Source organism: Streptomyces sp. BE20 (genome assembly GCF_036322525.1).
Lineage (GTDB): Bacteria > Actinomycetota > Actinomycetes > Streptomycetales > Streptomycetaceae > Kitasatospora.
Map to the genome: position 1 here is coordinate 1 of NZ_JAQYWW010000905.1, position 343 is coordinate 343.

Below are 343 nucleotides of genomic sequence, written 5' to 3' on the forward strand. Positions count from 1 at the left end.
CGTCCCCGACCGATCACCGAGGGAGGCGGCGATGGACGCCGAGGACGAGCCGCTGGCCGAGTGGTACGCTCGGCGTGCACGCCGCCGACGGGCCCCCGGGTCGCGCGACGCGATCACGCTGGCACCCGGGCCTCGGCGCGGGGCGCACCTGGTACGGGACGTACCGAGACGGGTCGTCGAGTGGGACGGCTTCGCCTGGCAGCCGGTCGCGGTGGCGGAGAGCTACGCCGAGGCGTACCCGCTGATCGACCGGCCCGACGAGGCGGCCGGGCCGGCCACCGTCTTCCCTCAGGCGGACACCCCCGTACCGCTGCTGCGCAAGGGAACCGGGCGCCACCGGAAG

At 76.1% G+C, this 343-nt stretch carries 1 protein-coding gene; it reads left to right on the plus strand.

The annotated features are described in order from the left end of the window. Positions 1–31 precede the first annotated feature (31 nt). Positions 32–343, plus strand: a 312-nt coding sequence (locus PUR61_RS20885; protein WP_329880676.1) for a DUF6087 family protein, incomplete at its 3' end; no start/stop codon positions are given.